This is a genomic window from Euzebya rosea (assembly GCF_003073135.1).
Lineage (GTDB): Bacteria > Actinomycetota > Nitriliruptoria > Euzebyales > Euzebyaceae > Euzebya > Euzebya rosea.
Genome location: NZ_PGDQ01000016.1, coordinates 32618 through 48435, shown reverse-complemented (window position 1 = coordinate 48435; position 15818 = coordinate 32618). Strand labels below are relative to the sequence as shown.

At 71.9% G+C, this 15818-nt stretch carries 11 protein-coding genes; 5 read left to right on the top strand and 6 right to left on the bottom strand.

What is annotated here, in order from left to right; genetic code table 11:
- Positions 1-42: 42 nt before the first annotated feature.
- From CUC05_RS19505 to CUC05_RS19495, 3 genes are all read right to left on the bottom strand, one after another.
- Positions 43-831, bottom strand: coding sequence for a class I SAM-dependent methyltransferase (locus CUC05_RS19505; protein WP_157965788.1), 789 nt, complete (start codon positions 829-831; stop codon positions 43-45).
- 73 nt (positions 832-904) lie between these two features.
- Positions 905-1918 carry a hypothetical protein gene (locus CUC05_RS19500; RefSeq protein WP_157965787.1) on the bottom strand — a complete coding sequence of 338 codons (1014 nt, stop codon included), beginning with the start codon at positions 1916-1918 and terminating at the stop codon, positions 905-907.
- Between the two features lie 40 nt (positions 1919-1958).
- Positions 1959-3119: a T3SS (YopN, CesT) and YbjN peptide-binding chaperone 1 gene (locus CUC05_RS19495; RefSeq protein ID WP_157965786.1), complete on the bottom strand. Its 1161-nt coding sequence runs from the start codon at positions 3117-3119 to the stop codon at positions 1959-1961.
- Positions 3120-3214: 95 nt separating this feature from the next.
- Between CUC05_RS19495 and CUC05_RS19490 the strand changes: the two genes are divergently transcribed.
- The 5 genes from CUC05_RS19490 (at position 3215) to CUC05_RS19470 (ending at position 13733) form a co-directional block, all read left to right on the top strand.
- Positions 3215-3910, top strand: a complete 696-nt coding sequence (locus tag CUC05_RS19490; protein ID WP_108667873.1) for a TetR/AcrR family transcriptional regulator — start codon at positions 3215-3217, stop codon at positions 3908-3910.
- Between the two features lie 148 nt (positions 3911-4058).
- Entirely contained in the window at positions 4059-5996 is a 1938-nt protein-coding gene (locus CUC05_RS19485) for an ABC transporter ATP-binding protein (protein WP_205712441.1), read from the top strand.
- Positions 5993-7822, top strand: coding sequence for an ABC transporter ATP-binding protein (locus tag CUC05_RS19480; RefSeq protein WP_205712440.1), 1830 nt, complete (start codon positions 5993-5995; stop codon positions 7820-7822). Before CUC05_RS19485 ends, CUC05_RS19480 begins: the two co-directional genes overlap by 4 nt.
- A 282-nt stretch (positions 7823-8104) precedes the next feature.
- Entirely contained in the window at positions 8105-11281 is a 3177-nt protein-coding gene (gene ileS, locus CUC05_RS19475; RefSeq protein ID WP_108667806.1) for an isoleucine--tRNA ligase, read from the top strand.
- Between the two features lie 70 nt (positions 11282-11351).
- Positions 11352-13733 (top strand): cell wall-binding repeat-containing protein, encoded by a 2382-nt coding sequence (locus CUC05_RS19470; RefSeq protein WP_108667805.1) that lies wholly within the window; start codon positions 11352-11354, stop codon positions 13731-13733.
- 8 nt (positions 13734-13741) lie between these two features.
- Here the strand turns inward: CUC05_RS19470 and CUC05_RS25435 are convergent, their stop codons facing one another.
- Genes CUC05_RS25435 through CUC05_RS19455 form a run of 3 tightly spaced genes read right to left on the bottom strand, consistent with a single transcriptional unit; the run spans position 13742 to position 15717 of the window.
- Complete coding sequence (locus tag CUC05_RS25435; RefSeq protein ID WP_108667804.1) at positions 13742-14302, bottom strand: CGNR zinc finger domain-containing protein; 561 nt, start codon at positions 14300-14302, stop codon at positions 13742-13744.
- Positions 14299-15267 (bottom strand): pyridoxamine 5'-phosphate oxidase family protein, encoded by a 969-nt coding sequence (locus tag CUC05_RS19460; RefSeq protein WP_108667803.1) that lies wholly within the window; start codon positions 15265-15267, stop codon positions 14299-14301. The genes CUC05_RS25435 and CUC05_RS19460 overlap by 4 nt, the downstream gene beginning before the upstream one ends.
- A complete protein-coding gene (locus CUC05_RS19455; RefSeq protein WP_108667802.1) occupies positions 15268-15717 on the bottom strand; it encodes a VOC family protein in 450 nt (149 codons plus the stop codon). It lies immediately after the preceding gene.
- Positions 15718-15818 lie beyond the last annotated feature (101 nt).

Genomic DNA, 15818 nt, shown 5'->3' with positions numbered 1-15818 from the left:
TGGGAGTCTAGCCAGCCGTGTCGGGTCGGGGAATCCGGTCGATCAGGCGGGCTTGCGAGCCACGAGGATCAGGTTGGCCCCGATCCGCGACAGCCACGAGAGGGGGAGGTGCGTCTCCGCCGCGTGGCTCAGGCGCATGGACACGCGTGGGGGCAGCAGTGGCTTCTTGGCGACCTGCAGCGGGCCGACCCCGTGGCCGAGGATCCCGACCGTCTCGAGTCCGGCACGCCGGGCGTAGCCCTCGAGCTGGCTCCGCGAGATGTACTGCCGCGGGTACCCCGTCGGTGGCGGGCCGAACACACCCATGGCCACGCCGATGGGGTCCAGCGCGAACGCGATCCGGTACGGGTTGGGGGAGGTCACGACGACGTGGCCGCCCGGACGGGTCACCCGTGCGTACTCCTCGACCGCCTCACCGGGGTCGGTCAGGTACTCGATGGCACCCAGGCCCGAGACCCAGTCGAAGGTGTCGTCCTCGTAGGGCAGGTCGCGCATGTCCGCGGTGCGGATGTCGGCGGTCCGGCCGGCCTCGGCGAAGGTCGCCGTGGTGGCCTCGACCATGCCCTCGGAGATGTCGACGGCGCTGACGTCGTAGCCGCGTTCGGCCATGGCAAGCGCCATCTGGCCGGCACCGCAGCCGACGTCGAGGGCGCGCCCGGGCGCCTCGTCGACCGGACCGAGGTGATCGACGGCTTCCAGGCAACGGTCCATGCGTCGCTGGATGACGTGGTCGTGGAAGGTCTGGCCGGAGTAGATCGTCTGCCACTGAGCGACACGGTCGTCGTAGTTCCGACGGACCTTGTCGACGTGTGCGTCGGCTTGGGTGCTCACACCGTCACGGTAGCCGCTCGACCGCGGGGGCTGTCCTCGTCCCGTCGGCCGATCCTCGTTCAGGGGTGGCGGATCACGCCGGGTCGGCGAGGGCGACCGTCATGTCGTCCTCGTCGGCGGCGTCCGGATGCGCCTCGACGTACAGCGACCAGCGCCAGCGGGCGAACGCGGCGTAGCCGAGCTCGGCCACCAGCTCGAACAGGCGGGTGGCACCGACCAGCATCAGGACCGGACCGCCGCCGATGACGGGCGCCAGGGCCAGCGCCGTCACGCCCTCCCGGGGGCCGAGGCCGCCCGGCGCGAACACGGCGACCGCACCGATCAGGTGCCCGAGCGCGAAGGCGCCGGTCACCCGCAGGATGTCGTCCAGCGACCCACCGACCCCGACGTAGAGCGCGAGGAACCCGGCGAGGCGCACCAGCGCGTTGCCGGTGTAGAGCAGCGTCAGGTGCATCGTCTGGCGGCGCGAGATGTCCACGTCGCCGGCCCTGCCCAGCTGCTCGATCCTGTTGAGCACCGGCAGCCTGGAGGCCAGCACCGCGAGCTGCACGAACGACCGTGGGGACACCACGGCGAGGGCGATGACCAGGCCGGGCAGCACCGCGAACCATGCCGCCCAGGTCAGCCCGGTCTCGGGCAGCCACCACGGGATCGTCGCGGCGGCCAGCAGGCCGTTGATGCACGTGTACCAGACGACCTCGAGCAGGGTCGTGATCGCCCCCATCGACGCCGTCATGCCGTGACGCCGGGCCACCACGGCGCGGCTGGCCACCTGCGCCATCGCCATCGCGTAGCGGGCCAGCTGGCTCTTGGACCACACCCACCGGCCGAGCTTCCGGTCGATGTGTCCGTGTCCGAGGTGGACCAGCGCCAGCCACGCCCGGACGAGGATCTCGTTGGCGACCACGAACAGGACGACCGTGAGCACGATCGACGTCGCCGTCGGCCACGGCACCCCCGCGTCGGCCACGGTGGTGAACCGGCCTCGCAGCACCAGCGCCACCACCACGAACACCCCGAGGGACACGGCCCAGCGGAGGACGAACCGGACGGCCGGCGACAACGTCGGCAGGGAGGGAAGGCGCACGGCGGTCATGGTACGGGCCGCCCGACGTCCGGCCCGCTCGTCAGAGGAGGCGCTGCTGGCGGATCGCGAGGACGCTGGGCAACATGCGTGCCAGGTCGGCGATGCGGCGGGCGCCCTCGCGGAGGTCGGCCACGCTGAGGTCGTGGCCGAGGTCGGTCTCGACCAGGATCTGCCCGCCGGTGATGAACACCCGTGCATGCCGGACGTCGGCGTTCAGCCCGTTGATGGTGTTCAGCAGCAGGCCGTCGTCCTCCTCGCCCTCGCCGAGGACCGCGAAGACCTGGACCACCGGGGGTTCGCCGTCGGCCACCCGCAGGAACAGCCGCTGCTCCTCGAACCGCATCGGCAGGTCACCGTCGGCGTCGGGGCCCGCGTCGCCCTGGCCGAAGTCGTCCTCCAGCCAGAGCTGCAGGCGGGTCTGCAGCTCGGAGGTGGTGGGGAAGGGGCGGAACCGCGCCACGCCGCCCGTCCAGCCGGCTTGGCGCATGACCAACCAGCTGGCCTCCTGGATCGGCAGGAACAGCTCGATCTCGGGATCCGTGGCCGTCTGCAGCAGCCGTTCGAGCACCCCCAGCGGCACGGTCATGCGTGCGGCTCCCTCGACCTCGGCGTCCACGAACGCCTCGGCCCGGCCGACGCCCGGCCAGTCGACCCGGACCCCCACCCGACCGGACTCGGCGATGAACCAGGCCAGCGGCGGCGGGTAGTCGGGGCCGAGCTCCAGGCCGCCGGGCACCGTGCGGATCTGCTCGACCACGGCCAGCAGCGCGACGGTGGAGGTCCTGGCCCGGGCGTGGGTGTCGGTGCGGAGCGTGTCGGCGACGTCGGGGTAGAAGCCGACACCCGCCGGCTGGACGACGCGCATCGGCCCGACCGTCAGCTCCACCGCGCCGGTGCACAGGCCGTCCTCGTCCGGAGCGGGCAGCGACAGCCGCACGCTGTCGACCTCCAGCTCGCTGACCAACGACGGCATGGGCAGCAGGCGAGGGGACAGCAGCGCCCTCGGCATCGGCCCGCCCTCGACCGTGTCGAGCATCACGTAGACGTTGCTGCTGCCGCCGATCCACCGACGCCGGCCGGCGTGGGAGGTCAGCAGCACGTGGCCGAGCGGCCAGCCCTCGTCGTCGTCGCAGAAGGTCGACACCCGCTGCGCGACGTCCACGAGCTCGTCGACGTCCAGGTGCAGGTCAACGGGAGGCATGGTCACCCAGTGTGCACGGTTGCGCTCCGCCCGAGGGCTCCGACGTGGACCACAACACGGACTCCCCCGGCCGTACGGTGTACGGTCAGACGTCGATGCCTGCTCGTGACACCTCCTCCCGCCCGACGTCCCGGCCCACCCGGCCGGCGTTGTCACGGGAGCGGGTCCTCCGGGCAGCCGTCGCCCTCGCCGACGCCCACGGGATCGACGCGGTCACGATGCGGCGGCTGGCCGAGGCCGTCGACGTCAAGCCGATGTCGCTGTACCACCACCTGGCCAACAAGGACGAGGTGGTGGACGGCATGGTCGACGCGGTCTTCGCCGAGATCGAGCTGCCGCCCGCGGAGCTCGGCTGGGAGGAGGCGGCTCGGCTTCGGGCGCGATCGGCCCGTCGCGTCCTGTCCGCCCACCCATGGGCCGTCCCGCTGCTGGAGTCCAGGCGGTCACCCGGCCCGGCCACGCTGCGCCACCACGACGCCGTGATCGGTGCCTACCGTCGGGACGGCTTCGACGTCGCCATGGCTGCCCGCGCCGTCTCGGTCGTCGACGCCTACGTCTACGGGTTCGTGCTGACCGAGGCGGCCCTGCCGTTCGACGCCACCGACGGTGAGCAGGTCAGCAAGGACGTCGAGGAGATCATGGCGCCCATGGACGGCGACGCCCACCCCCACCTCGCCGAGCTGGTCACGGCCCACGTCCTGCAACCCGGGTACAGCTTCGCCGCGGAGTTCGAATGGGGCCTTGACCTGATCCTCGACGGCCTCCGGCGACGGGTCCCGCCCGGCAGCTGACCCCGCCGACACCGCAGTGGGCCGCGAAGTGGCCCGCGTTTCGGCCCCTGCAGCGAGTGGACCGACCGATCAGTATGGGACCGGGCGGATCCGCGCACGCCGATGCGGGTCCGCTCGTTGCCGCCGAGGACGACGAAAGGTCGGTGCGTTGAGCGCGAACCAAGCTGCCGTGGTGCAGCGTGCCGAGATGGGCGGGGCCCATCTGGCCGGCGCTGGCTGGCGCCTGATCGTCCGCCAGCTCAGGCGCGCCCCCAAGCAGTTCGCGCTGGGCATGGTGGGCACCACGTTCTACGCCGGGGCCACCGTCGTGTCGTCGGTCGTCATCGGCTGGGTCACCGACACCGTGCTGTTCCCGGCCGTGGAGGCGGGCTCGATCGGCACCGCGTCGTTGGCCGTCGCCGCGATCGCCGTCATCGGGGTGTCCATGGTCCGGGCCGTCGGCATCGCGCTGCGCCGGGGGGGCGCCTACGCCGCGCAGTTCCGCCTGCAGCAACGCGACCGGCGCGAGGTCACCGACCGGTACCTCGAGCTGCCGATCGCTTGGCACCGCCGGCACCCGACCGGACAGCTGCTGGCCAACGTCAACGACGACGTCGAGGCCGCGTCCTTCATCGCCGCCCCGCTGCCGATGGCCGTCGGCGTGATCGTCATGCTGGTCGTCACCGCGGCCCTGCTGGTGTCCACCGACCCCTTCCTGGCCTTCGTCGGGTTCGCCGTCGGTCCGTTGCTCGGGGTCGCCAACTACGTCTACCAACGGAAGATGCGCGTCGTCGCGGCCGACGCACAGCGGCTGCGCGCCCGGGTCTCGGAGACCGCGCACGAGTCCTTCGACGCCGCCCTGGTCGTCAAGACCCTGGGTCGCGAGGACGCCGAGGTCGAGCGCTTCGGCGTCCGTAGCGATGCCCTGCGGGACCGGATGATCGAGGTCGGCAGGCTCCGTGCGGTCTTCGATCCCGTGATGGAGGCCCTCCCGAGCATCGGCATCCTCCTCGTCCTCTTCGTCGGCGCCCAGCGCGCGGCCAGCGGCGACATCACGGCCGGCGACCTTGTCACCTTCGCCTACCTCTTCCGCCTGGTGGCCCTGCCGATGCGGGTCTTCGGCTGGCTGCTGGGCGAGCTGCCCCGGGCCGTGGTCGGCATGGAGCGGATCGACGCCGTGCTCGACACGACCGACCGGGTCGACTACGGGACCGACGTCCCCGGTCAGTCCGCTGACGCGGCCGGTGCCCGTGCCACCGTCCGAGGCGTGGCCTACCGCCATCCCGACGGGGCCTACCAGGACCTCTCGAACGCCGCCGTCGTCGAACCGATCGACGCCCCCACGACGACCGAGGGACAGCAGGAGGTCGTGGACCAGACGCGTGGCCTTCGGACGATCGACCTCGACGTCCCCGCCGGGTCCACCGTGGCCGTCGTCGGCCCGACCGGGTCGGGCAAGACCACCATCGCCCACCTGCTGGCACGCCTGTTCGACCCCGACGAGGGACGGATCACGCTGGACGACCGACCCCTCGCCGACCTCCAGCGTGCCGCCCTGGCCGACAACGTCGCCCTGGTCTTCCAGGAGGCGTTTCTCTTCGACGACGACGTCATCGGCAACCTCACCCTCGGGGAACCGGTGGCCGAGGACGACGTCCGCTGGGCCGCCGAGCTGGCCCAGGCCGACGGCTTCATCACCGACCTGCCGGACGGCTACCGCACCCAGCTCGGGGAGCGGGGCGCCTCGTTGTCGGGTGGGCAGCGGCAGCGGATCGCCCTGGCCCGCGCGCTGCTGCGCCGACCCCGCCTGCTGGTCCTCGACGACGCCACGTCGGCGGTCGACCCCAGCGTGGAGTCCGCGATCCTGCGTGGCCTGTCGGCGCTGGACACCACCGTCGTGCTGGTCGCCTACCGCCGATCCTCCATCGCCCTCGCCGACGAGGTCGTCTACGTCGAGGCCGGCCGCGTCGCAGGCCGCGGCAGCCACGACGAGCTGTACGCCAGCCAGCCCGGCTACCGGGCCCTGATCGACGCGTATGACACCGGCAAGCCGGTCCCGGCCGACACCGGCACGCCCACCCCCAGCGAGAGCGGGGCAACCCGATGAGCACCGACACGACGACTCGCGACACGCCGGCCGAGGCAGACCAGCTCGGCGCGATGGAGACGGTCCGGCGCGGTCTGGCGCTGTCGCCGGAGCTGCGTGTGGGACTCGGCGTCACCGGCCTGCTGGCGCTCGGCTCGACCGCCGGGCGCGTCGTCGTTCCCGTCCTGGTCCAGCAGGTGCTCGACCGCGGGTTCGACGTGTCGCAGGGTACCGTCGACATGGGCATCGTCACCCGGCTGGTGCTGTTCGGCGCGCTTGCCGTCGCCCTCACCGCGCTGGCCACCGGCGTGATGAACCTGCGGCTTGCGGTCGTGGCCGAGCAGGCCCTGTCCAACCTCCGCCAGCGCGCGTTCGCCCACATCCACGACCTTTCGATGCTGCACCAGGCCAGCGAGCAGCGCGGCGTGCTGGTCGCCCGCGTCACCACCGACATCGACCAGATCTCCCGCTTCATGCAGTGGGCCGGCCTGCAGCTGATCATCAACTTCGGCCAGGCCACCCTCGCCCTGACCGTGATGCTCGTCCTGACTTGGCAGCTGGCCCTCGTCGTCGTGGTCCTCGTGCCGGTCATCGCCGTGGTCATCAAGGCGTTCCAGGGTCGGCTGGACGCCGCCTACCTGGAGGTCCGTCGCCGCGTCGGCCGGCTGCTCGGCACGCTGGCCGAGACCGTCGTCGGCGCACAGGTCATCCGCGCCTACGGCATGGAGGACCGGGTTCGCGAACGCCTCGACGACGCCATCTCCGACCATCGGGAGGCCTCGCTGAAGGCCGGCTGGTTGTCGGCGACCTTCTCCGGTGTCGGCGAGCTGCTGAGCTCGCTCGTCATCGCCGGAGTGCTGGTCGTCGGTGCCGTGCTGGCCGTCAACGACGTCACGACCGTCGGCCGGGTCGTGGCGTTCCTCTTCCTCGCCCAGCTGTTCGTCGAGCCCGTGCAGGCGTTCGGCGAAGCCGTCAACGAAGCCCAGAACGCCATCGCCGGCTGGCGACGCGTGATCGAGGTCCTCGACACCGACCCCGACGTCGCCGACCCCGGTGACGACGGCGTCGACCTGCCCGACGAACCGCTCGGCATCCGCTTCGACCACGTCGACTTCGCCTATCCGCCGGCCGACGGCGACCAGCCGACCAAGGTCCTGTTCGACGTCGACGTCACCATCGAGCCCCGGACCCGCATCGCCGTCGTCGGCGAGACCGGGTCGGGCAAGACGACCTTCGCCAAGCTGCTGACCCGGCTGATGGACCCGACGGGCGGTGCCGTCCTCCTGGGTGGCGTGCCCCTGCACGACGTCCGGTTCCGCAGCCTCCGGTCTCGCGTCGTCATGGTCCCCCAGGACGGGATGTTGTTCGCCGGCACGATCACCGAGAACGTGCTCATGGGGGATGGCGACCTGGCCGTCGCACAGGTCCGCCGGGCCTTCGACGAGCTTGGCCTGGGCGACTGGGTCGCCAGCCTCCCGCAGGGCCTCGAGACCCCTGTCGGCGAACGCGGAGACGCCCTCTCGGCCGGGGAACGCCAGCTGGTCGCGCTGGCCCGCGCCTACCTCGCCGATCCCGACGTGCTGGTCCTGGACGAAGCAACCTCGGCCGTCGACCCGGCCGCGGAGATGCGGCTGCAGCGGGCCCTCGCCGGCCTGACCGCCGGGCGGACGACGGTGACGATCGCCCACCGGCTGTCCACCGCCGAGCAGGCCGACCGCGTGCTCGTGTTCGACGCCGGACGCATCGTCGAGGACGGGCCACACGCCGACCTGGTCGAGGCCGGGGGGTTGTACAGCCGCATGCACGGGGCGTGGGAGGCCGGCACCTCCAGCGCACGCTCCGCCTGAGCACCCCGGAAGGCGGGCGAACCGGCCGGGTTGGCGGGCTGGCACCCGGCGCTATCCTCTGGTCCAGCGGCGTTGATCCGGCCATCACCGGGGAGCCACCGGAAGAACGGTCGGGCGGTCCAAGCGGACCCCTCGGCCAAGTAGAACCGGTCGGGCAGGCCCGTCACAGCCGTCAACGAGTGGTCGCCGTCCGCCGGTGACAAACGAGGTGGTACCGCGGAGGCCGACGAGCGCGTCGGCCCTCGTCCTCGGCACAGCTCCGATGCCCCGAGGACCCACGCCGTGACCGCTTCCGTACCCCAGACCACCCGTGCCGCCTACCCCCGTCACGGCGGCACCGTGCCCGCCGCGCCCTCCTTCCCCGAGATCGAGACGGCCGTGCTGCGCTACTGGGCCGACGACGCCACCTTCGAGGCGTCGGTCGACGCACGTCCAGCCGGCGCCAACGGGGACAACGAGTACGTCTTCTACGACGGCCCGCCGTTCGCCAACGGCCTGCCGCACTACGGCCACCTGCTGACCGGCTACGTGAAGGACGTCGTGCCGCGGTTCCGCACGATGACCGGTCGGCGGGTCGAGCGTCGGTTCGGCTGGGACTGCCACGGGCTGCCCGCCGAGGTCGAAGCCGAGAAGCAGCTCGGGATCAGCCACAAGTCCGAGATCGAGGACATGGGCATCGAGGTCTTCAACGACGCCTGCCGCACCTCGGTCCTGCGCTACACCGACGAGTGGGAGCAGTACGTCACCCGGCAGGCTCGCTGGGTCGACTTCGAGGGCGACTACAAGACCCTCGACACCGACTACATGGAGTCGGTGATGTGGGCGTTCAAGGCCCTTCACGACAAGGGCCTGATCTACGAGGGCTTCCGGGTCCTCGCCTACTGCTGGCGCTGCGAGACCCCGCTGTCCAACACCGAGACCCGGATGGACGACACCTACCGCCAGCGCCAGGACCCGGCGGTCACCGTCGGGCTGCGCCTGGCCGAGGTCGGTGACGCGCTCGACAACGCGCTGGCGCTGATCTGGACCACCACGCCGTGGACCCTTCCCTCCAACCTGGCCGCCGCCGTCCACCCCGACCTGGACTACGTCGTCGTGCAGCCGACCGAGGGCGACTTCGCAGGACAGAAGCTGGTGCTCGCCGAGGCCGCCGTCGCCCGCTACGCCCGGGAGCTCGGGGAGGAGCCACCGGTTGTCGCACGCCTGACCGGCACCGACCTGCTCGGCCGCCGCTACACCCCGCCCTTCGACTACTTCGCGGGCGCGGAGAACGCCCACCAGGTCCTCGCGGCCGACTACGTCTCGGCCGAGGACGGCACCGGTCTGGTCCACATCGCCCCCGCGTTCGGTGAGGACGACAAGCTCGTCACCGACGCCGCCGGGATCACCCCGGTCGTGCCGGTCGACTCCCAGGGCCTGTTCACCGCCGAGGTCGCCGACTTCGCCGGCATGCACGTCTTCGAGGCCAACACCCCCATCACCCGGGCCCTGCGCGACGCCGGCCTGCTGGTCCGCCACGAGACCTACGAGCACCCCTACCCGCACTGCTGGCGGTGTGACAACCCGCTGATCTACCGGGCGGTCTCGTCGTGGTTCGTGGAGGTCACGAAGATCCGCGACCGCATGGTCGAGCTGAACCAGCAGATCGACTGGGTGCCCGGCCACATCAAGGACGGCTCGTTCGGCCAGTGGCTCGCCGGCGCCCGCGACTGGTCGATCAGCCGCAACCGCTACTGGGGCTCCCCGATCCCCGTGTGGCAGTCCGACGACCCGCGCTACCCCCGCACCGACGTCTACGGCTCGCTGGACGAGCTCGAGGCCGACTTCGGCGTCCGCCTGACCGACCTCCACCGGCCGGCGATCGACAAGCTGACCCGCCCCAACCCCGACGACCCGACGGGCCGGTCCACGATGCGCCGGGTCCCCGAGGTGCTGGACTGCTGGTTCGAGTCCGGCTCGATGCCGTTCGCCCAGGTCCACTACCCCTTCGAGAACGCCGAATGGTTCGAGGACCACTACCCGGGCGACTTCATCGTCGAGTACAACGGCCAGACCCGCGGCTGGTTCTACACCCTCCACGTCCTGGCCACGGCGCTGTTCGACCGCCCGGCGTTCACGACCTGCCTCGCCCACGGGATCCTGCTGGGCGACGACGGCCGCAAGATGAGCAAGTCGCTGAAGAACTACCCTGACGTGCGCGAGGTGTTCGACCGGGACGGCGCCGACGCGATGCGCTGGTTCCTGATGTCCTCACCGGTCCTGCGGGGCGGCAACCTGATCGTGACCGAGCAGGGCATCCGCGACTCGGTCCGGCAGGTCCTGCTGCCGCTGTGGAACACCTGGTACTTCCTGCAGCTGTACGCCGGCGCGGCCGGGACGGCGGGTTCGACGTCGACGGCGTCCACCGACGTGCTGGACCGCTACGTCATGGCCCGCGTCCGCGAGGCCGTCGAGGGGATGACCAGCGCACTTGAGTCGGGTGACATCGCCGGGGCCACGGCCACGTTCGGCGACACCCTCGACAGCGTGACCAACTGGTACGTGCGTCGCTCCCGTGACCGGTTCTGGAACGCCGAGACGCCGGAGGGGCAGGCCGCCGTCGACACCCTCCACACGGTGCTGGAGGTGCTGTGCCGGCTGGCGGCGCCGCTGCTGCCGCTGGTCGCCGAGGAGGTGTGGCGTGGCCTGACCGGCGAACGGTCGGTCCACCTCACCGACTGGCCGACCCCCGACGAGCTGCCCGCCGACCACGACCTGGTCGCCGGCATGGACGGGATCCGCGCGGCCGCGTCGGCCGTGCTGGCCCTGCGGACCGCCGCGGGCCTGCGGGTGCGGCTGCCGCTGTCGAGCCTGACCGTGGCCGTCGAGGACCCCGCGGCGCTGGAGCCCTACGTCGGCCTGCTGGCCGACGAGGTCAACGTCAAGGACGTCCGCCTGGTGTCCATCGCCGAGGCCGAGGCCGCCGGCGTCGGGGTCAGCCAGCAGCTGACCGTCAACGCCCGCGCCGCCGGACCGCGACTCGGCAAGGACGTGCAGGGCGTCATCAAGGCCTCCAAGACCGGCGACTGGTCGGTGGACGGCGACACCGTCGTCTGCGGCGGTGTGGCGCTGGAGCCGGCCGAGTTCGAGCTGGCCACGGTCGTTGAGGGGTCCGGTGACCACTCGGTCGTCGGCCAGATCCCCTCCGGCGGCTTCGTCCTGCTGGACACCACCGTCACGCCGGAGCTCGAGGCCGAGGGCTGGGCCCGCGACGTCATCCGCAGGGTCGCCGACGCACGGCGTGACGCCGACCTCCACGTGTCGGACCGGATCGTGCTGACCCTCGTCGTGCCGCCCGGTCGCACGGGCGCCCTGGAGGTCCACCGTGACATGATCGCGGCGGAGACCCTCGCGACCACCCTGCACGGCGACACCGACGACCAGCTGGGCGCCGACGACGTCAGGATCACGCTGGAGTGATGCCGCCTCGCGCATGGTAGAACCGCTGCCGGCCCCCGAGCCGAGGGGCCGTGCAGTCGAAGGACCCGCCATGCCCGCGTTCGCCGAACCCCCGACCGCCATCGCCCACCGTGTGCGGCTGCGACGAGGGCTCGCCGTCCTCGTCCTCCTCCTGTCCACCGGCCTGGCGTTCGCCCCGTGGGGCAGCCCGGTCACCGGCCAGTCCTCGTCGCTGCCGGGCGTGCCCCGAGCCGACTGCGGACCGGGCAGCGCCCCCGAGTCCGCCGAGCAGGGCCGCGTGCCGGCCGCCGACCACGACTCCGGTCGGGCCGACAGCCCCTACACCTGCAACACCGAGCTCGTCGGCCACCACGGTGCCACCGGCGGGTTCAAGGTCCATCGCTACGTCGACGCGCAGGGGCAGGAGTGCGCCTACTACGACTCGACGCTGATCTTCGGACTCGACCTGCTGGTGCAGGCGAGCACCGGCGCCGGTGTGCTCGTGCTGGACATGGCGGACCCGTCCAACCCGGTCCTGACCGACCAGCTGGTCACCCCTGCGATGCTGTCGCCGCACGAGTCGCTGGAGCTGAACCAGGCACGCGGACTGCTCGCCGCCGTCACCGGGACGGCCGCGACCTACCCGGGCATCGTCGACGTCTACGACGTCAGCCAGGACTGCACCCAGCCCGAGCTCGAGGCCTCCGCGCCGGTCGGGTTCTTCGGCCACGAGTCGGGCTTCGCCCCGGACGGCATGACCTTCTACACCGCGTCCACCGCCCTGTCCTCGGTCGTGGCGGTCGACCTGACCGACCCGGCCGTGCCGACGCCGGTGGCCTTCCTGCCGGTCAACTCCCACGGCATCCAGATCTCCGACGACGGCACCCGTGCCTACATGACGCCGCTGGACATCGGCAGCGGGCCGATCCCGACCACCGGCGAGCTCGACGGCGGCATCGCCGTCTACGACATCTCCGCCATCCAGGACCGCGAGCCGCTGGCGCAGGCCGAGCTGCTGTCGGAGCTGAGCTGGGAGCACAGCTCGATCGCCCAGACGGCGATCCCGGTGGTCATCGACGGCGACCCGTACCTGGTGGAGATCGACGAGTTCGTGGACTTCACCGAGTTCGCCTCGCCCCTGGACTTCGCGCCGGGCGTGGGGCGGATCATCGACATCAGCGACGAGACCGCCCCCGAGGTGGTCGCCGACATCCGGCTGGAGGTCCACGACCCGGCGCTGCGCCCCTCCTTCGCCGACGACCCCGGGGCCACCCGGCCCTACCAGGGCTACGCCGGTCACTACTGCGCGGTGCCCCAGCGCGACGAACCGGGCGTGGTGGCGTGCTCCATGATCGGCTCGGGGCTGCGGGTGTTCGACATCCGTGACCCGCGTGCACCACGGGAGATCGCCTACTTCAACGCGCCGGCCAACCCCTCCTCGCTGGTCCTCAACGCCGACGGGGCGTCCTTCGCCATGTCCGCCCCGGCGTTCGTGCCCGAACGCGGGGAGATCTGGTACTCCGACACGGCCAGCGGGTTCTGGGCTGTCCGGCTGACCAACGGGGTGTGGCCCTTCGACGCCTCGGTGGACCGCCTGGCCGGCCCCTCGCGGATCGAGACCGCGGTGGCGGCGTCACGGGACGCCTTCGCCGACGGTGCGGCCGAGGTGGTCGTGGTGTCCCGGGCCGACGACTTCGCCGACGCCATCACCGGGGGGCCGTTGGCCGTCCACCTCGGCGGACCGATCCTGCTGTCCGGTTCCGACGGGTTGCATCCCGCGTCGGGTGCGGAGATCCAGCGCGTGCTGGCCGACGGGGGCACCGTGCACCTGCTCGGCGGGACGGCTGCGCTGTCTGCTCGGGTGGAGGCGGACGTGCGTGCGCTCGGTGTGGCCGTCGAGCGACACGGAGGGGCCGACCGGTTCGCCACGGCGGTGGAGGTTGCCGATCGGATCGGCGATGCGGCGAGTGTGATCCTCGCCGACGGTGGCACCTTCGCCGACGCGGTCGTCGCGGCGCCGTTGGCGGCCGACCGAGGCGCCGTGGTCCTGCTGACCGACGGCGACGTGGTGCCGGACGCCACCCGGGACTGGCTGGACGGACAGGCCGACCTGCCCGTGACCGCCATCGGGCAGGGTGCGGCGTCGGCGGCACCCGACGCCGAGGAGGTGATCGACGGCAGCGTGTCCGGCGACCTCTCTGTGGACGTCGCCACCGTCGGCTTCGCCGGTCCCGCCCGGGTCGGCATCGCCCGCGGCGACGACTTCGCCGATGCCCTGACCGCCGGGGCGGTGCTGGGCCGCCGTGCAGAGGGCCCCGTGCTGCTGGTCGGGCGCGACACCCTCCCCCCGGCCGTGGCCGATCACCTCACCGCCAACGCCACCAGCATCCGTCGCGCGATCGTCTTCGGCGGCGAGGCCGCCGTGGGTCGGTCCGTGCGAGACGCCGTGGCCAGATCCCTCGCCCCGGCCTGACCCGCGCGTCAGCTGCGGCGTTGCTGGCGGCGGGCGTGTGCCGCCTGCTTGGCGCGGTTCCCGCAGGTCGCCATGTCACACCACCGCCGTCGGCCGCCGCGGGTGGTGTCGTGGAACCGCAGCACGCAGTCGTGATTGGCGCAGCGTCGGACCCTCGCCCGTGGCAGTCCCGCCGCGTCGACCACGGCCAGGGCGATCGGCACGGTGACGAGGTCGACCGGGTCTGCGTCGGCCTGCGGGCCGACCCACGGCGGGCCCGTGGCGGTCGTGAGCCGAACGGGTACACCGGCCAGGTGCGCGTCGAGGTCCTCGTCGGCCGCCTCGCCGTCGAGGACGGCCCGAAGGGCATCCCGCATGCCGACGACGACCGCATGGGCCTCCTCGGCCCGTGGGTCGTCGGGAGTCGCCGCCGCCCCGACGGACGGCTCCACGAGCGTCGCCGCCGCAGCCCACCGCGTGATCGCCGCCCAGTCGGGCAGCAGGTCGACGAGCTGGCCGGGGGTGGATGCTCGCACGGTGTTGACCAGGTCGATGCCGGGATGGTTGCCGATCCACTGGAACGAGCTCATGGCTGGATCGTGCCACCGATCGCCGCAGGATCCGGGGAGAACCGGCTGGCCTCCGCAGGCCCCCACACCAGCCCGGTGGCACCCGGTTGTCGGACGACCTCCCGGACCCGGAACCGGACCGTCCGCAGCGCTCCTGCGGCACCGGGATGGACCAGGCCGAAGTCGACCCATGCGCTGCCGGTGACCTGCAGGATGTCGCCCGACGCGAAGTCCAGGAACAGCAGCCCCGCCCGTGGGTTCACCTCGAGGTTCCCCAACGTGATGTACATGGAGTTGCCGGCGTAGTCAGCGAAGGAGATCTCGCGGTCGTCGACGGAAACGAACCCGGGTCGGCCTCCACGGTGGGACGAATCAACGCCACCTTCAGCGTCGCTGGTCGTGATGAAGAACGTGTCGGCTGCCCGGATCAGGGACACGTCGGCATCGGAGAGCGCGGGCGACCGGCGTGAGGGCCCTGCCGCCCCGCCGGATGTCGTCGCCACGGTCCTCGCGCTGATGTACTTGGGGCAGTTGGCGAACACCTCTCGCAGGGTGAGGGCCAGGCCGGGCTGGTCACCGGTGGACAGCGTCGGTCGGCTGTGACCGTTGAGGCGCATGCGTCGTCGACTGGCCGGCTCGATGGCGATCGTTCCCACCTCCGCGGGGGCCTCGGCCAGCGTGGTGTGCAGCGGATCGCCCGGCGCGGGCAGCGCCCGCACGTCGACCGACGTGCTGCTGGTCGGGTGGATGAAGCCGGGTGGCCCCACCAGCAGCGACGCCCAGGGTGACCCCTCGTCGTCGCTGGCGCCGATGACGAGCATCGGTTGATCGGCGAGGAACGCCGCTGCGACCGGTGGCAGCGTCGGACGGATGGAGCGGGCGATGCGCGCGGCGACGTCGGATGCGCCCAGCCGGGACTGCACTGCCCGTTCCCCGGCATGCCAGCGATGGTCAGCAGGGGGAGCGGTATCGGGTGCGGGCGACATCTAGAAGAACCCGCAGGAGGGGCCGTCGCCGCTGGCGGCGGCGGTGCCGTCCAGTCCGCTGGCGGTGTAGACCTCCAGCCGTGTGCCGTCGGGGTCGAGGAAGAACACGCCACCCGAGGAGGCGCCCTCGTCATGGGCGACCACGCGGTCGTGCACCAGTGTCCCTCCCGACTCGACGACCCGGGACTGCACGCCGTTGACGGCCTCGAGGTCGGAGACGAGGAAGGCCAGGTGATGCAGGCCCGCCAGGGTTGCATCGAAGCCACCGGATGCCTGCTGCCACAGGGTCAGCAGGAGCGACCCGTCGACGCCGAGGTAGGCGTACCGGCGGGCCCGGTCGTCATGTCGCTCCAGCACGTCGAGGTCCAGGACATCGGTGTAGAAGGCGACGCTCCGGTCGAGATCGCTGACGTTGAGGCCGACGTGGCCGGTGCTGAGCGGGGTGGACATGGGCGCTCCTCGAGGGGTTGGGACTCGGTGTCGGGTCGGCCTCCGTACGGGATAACCGATAAAACGATCTTATACGGTTAGTCCCCTTCCTGCGATCCCAT

Bases quoted from the DNA above. Each gene is read 5' to 3' on its own strand.
- CUC05_RS19480 (WP_205712440.1), top strand. From the start codon at position 5,993: ATGAGCACCGACACGACGACTCGCGACACGCCGGCCGAGGCAGACCAG.
- CUC05_RS19495 (WP_157965786.1), bottom strand. From the start codon at position 3,119: ATGCCTCCCGTTGACCTGCACCTGGACGTCGACGAGCTCGTGGACGTC.
- CUC05_RS19470 (WP_108667805.1), top strand. From the start codon at position 11,352: ATGCCCGCGTTCGCCGAACCCCCGACCGCCATCGCCCACCGTGTGCGG.
- CUC05_RS19455 (WP_108667802.1), bottom strand. From the start codon at position 15,717: ATGTCCACCCCGCTCAGCACCGGCCACGTCGGCCTCAACGTCAGCGAT.
- CUC05_RS25435 (WP_108667804.1), bottom strand. From the start codon at position 14,302: ATGAGCTCGTTCCAGTGGATCGGCAACCATCCCGGCATCGACCTGGTC.
- CUC05_RS19460 (WP_108667803.1), bottom strand. From the start codon at position 15,267: ATGTCGCCCGCACCCGATACCGCTCCCCCTGCTGACCATCGCTGGCAT.
- CUC05_RS19490 (WP_108667873.1), top strand. From the start codon at position 3,215: ATGCCTGCTCGTGACACCTCCTCCCGCCCGACGTCCCGGCCCACCCGG.